The 2,572-nt window shown below is 44.6% G+C and carries 2 protein-coding genes; both read right to left on the bottom strand.

Annotation, left to right across the window (positions count from 1 at the left end):
* Positions 1–424: 424 nt before the first annotated feature.
* Positions 425–1,348 carry a tRNA epoxyqueuosine(34) reductase QueG gene (gene queG / locus E1163_RS01105; RefSeq protein ID WP_155168683.1) on the bottom strand — a complete coding sequence of 308 codons (924 nt, stop codon included), beginning with the start codon at positions 1,346–1,348 and terminating at the stop codon, positions 425–427.
* Between the two features lie 102 nt (positions 1,349–1,450).
* Complete coding sequence (ruvB, locus tag E1163_RS01100; protein WP_155168682.1) at positions 1,451–2,479, bottom strand: Holliday junction branch migration DNA helicase RuvB; 1,029 nt, start codon at positions 2,477–2,479, stop codon at positions 1,451–1,453.
* Positions 2,480–2,572: the final 93 nt, after the last annotated feature.

The following is a 2,572-nucleotide window of genomic DNA, read 5'->3' as shown; positions in this document are numbered from 1 at the left end:
TAGTAGCTGACGAGGTTCGCGAACTAAAAAACTGGTGCTATGCACAGTTTAACGATAAACATGAAACAGTCTTGCAGAGATGTTTCGTAACAGTTTAAACTTAAACATTTCATATACCCCGATTACGCCCCGGTCCTGCCGGGGTTTTTTGTGTGCTTCAAATTGAGCTCTCCTGCCGGGATGATCTTAACCTGGGCCAAACTGAAAACCTGTGGAGCAAATGGATTGGAAAATAAAATGTGGAATATGAAGCTTGCTACTGAAAATCAATAAACCGCACCTATTGTTATTCTATACGAGTTGCCAACTGCTTTTGCTCATTGCTATCAAACAACTGTCAGTCAAACATAGAAGGTAAAAAGTTAGAGTCTCCCCAGAGATTCCGCCTGATCCTTTAACTTCTAACTCAATCGCAGGAGTGCCCCTAATTTTTGGCAAATGAGATATTTCTTTTCAACCCTTCAAACTTGGTTCTTTTTACTGCCGACTTTCTGAATATTTCGCTGAAAACTTCATGCGTCAGTTCTTCCCAGTCCTTTTTGTTCATCGATTTCAATTGCTCATGAGGTTCAAAAGCAGGCTCATGATGGGGCTTTGAAAACCTGTTCCAGGGACATACATCCTGGCAGATGTCGCAGCCAAAAGCCCAGTTCTCAAACTTTCCTTTAAACTCATCCGGAATAGATTCTTTGAGCTCTATTGTCAGGTAAGAAATACATTTGCTTCCGTCTACCACGTAAGGTTCAGGGATGGCATCCGTGGGGCAGTTGTCCATACAGGCTGTGCAGGTGCCACAATAATCTTTAACCGGACCATCGTGGTCTAATTCCAAATCCAGAATCAGTTCTGCAAGGAAGAAGAAACTGCCACTTTGCTTGTTGAGCAAAAGGCTGTTTTTACCGATCCAGCCTGCTCCCGCCCGTTGTGCCCAGGTACGCTCCATTACAGGGGCTGAGTCCACAAACACACGCCCATCGACCTCACCGATTTCTTCATGTATGGCAGACATGAAATCCTTTAACTTATCTTTGATCACGAGGTGATAATCTTTACCATACGCATACTTGGCGATTTTGTAAGAGCCATCTTTAGCGAGATCCTGCTGCGGGTAGTAGTTGTAGAGGAGGGTTACTACAGACTTTGCCCCGGGAACCAGTTTTGTGGGGTCTAACCGCTTTTCGAAGTGGTTTTCCATATAGCTCATTTTGCCATGCATACCCTGGTTGAGCCATTTCTCCAGCCGTGGGGCTTCCTCTTCTAAAAACTCAGCTTTGGCTATACCGCAATACATAAAGCCCAGTTCCCGGGCTTTATTTTTTATAAATGCAGTATTTTTTGAAGTATTCATTATTGTATGGCTACATGCTGAATTTTTGTTCAGTTGGCAGCATAACACAGACTAGGCCTGTACCGTTCCGGTGAGGTTAAAATCAGCGAAAATGACCATGTGTTAATCAAAAAGGCCTCTGGCTCTCCCAGGAGGTACTATTTTGAGATGCTTATAAGCCAGCTCTGTTGCCTCACGTCCTCTTGATGTCCTTTTGATGTATCCCTCCTGGATCAAAAAAGGTTCGTAAACTTCCTCAATAGTTTCTGCCTCATCTCCACAAGCCGTAGCAATGGTTGACAAACCTACCGGGCCGCCTTTGAATTTCTCTATGATCGTAGACAGAATACGATTGTCCATTTCGTCCAGGCCATGCTCATCCACATCAAGGGCTTTTAATGCCACCTGGGCTATTTCCATGGTGATGGTGCCGTCGCCTTTGATTTGAGCAAAGTCACGGGTCCTTCTTAATAGGTTATTTGCAATCCTTGGGGTACCCCGGCTCCTTCGTGCTATTTCGTAGGCAGCTTCCGTGGTAATGGGGGACCTCAGTATATCACATGACCGTTGAACAATGGTGGCAAGCAGGTCAGCGTCATAATATTCCAGCCTGGCGTTGATACCAAAGCGAGCCCTCAACGGACTGGTTAATAATCCGGCACGCGTAGTAGCCCCAATTAAAGTAAAGGGAGCAAGAGATATTTGAACCGTACGGGCGCTGGGTCCCGAATCCAGCATGATGTCTATTTTAAAATCCTCCATGGCAGAATACAAGTATTCCTCTACAATAGGGTTTAGCCGGTGGATCTCATCGATGAAAAGTACATCGTGATCTTCCAGATTGGTGAGCAATCCGGCCAGGTCGCTGGGTTTGTCCAAAATAGGGCCGGAGGTGATCTTAATATTTGTCTCCAGCTCATTGGCTATAATATGCGAAAGAGTGGTTTTTCCCAGTCCCGGAGGGCCATGCAATAAAACATGGTCGAGTGATTCCCCTCTTTTCTGAGCCGCCCTCACAAATATTTTAATATTCTCCACCACTTTGCTTTGACCCGTAAAGTCACTAAAGCTCAATGGCCTCAATGCTTTTTCTATCTCCTTTTCAGCCGGGCTTAAGCCTTCTCCGTCTCCGCTTAAATAATCTTCTCGCATATATTACTTTCCGATAAGTCGAATTGACTTTTTGAATTTAGAAATTATCCGCAATTAATGCCTCTAAAGTACACATTACCCTAGGCAATTTCA

The organism is Fulvivirga kasyanovii (genome assembly GCF_009711405.1).
GTDB classification, from domain to species: Bacteria; Bacteroidota; Bacteroidia; order Cytophagales; family Cyclobacteriaceae; genus Fulvivirga; species Fulvivirga kasyanovii.
Note: the sequence above shows the minus strand (reverse complement) of the source record. Positions and strands in the feature narration are given on the sequence as shown.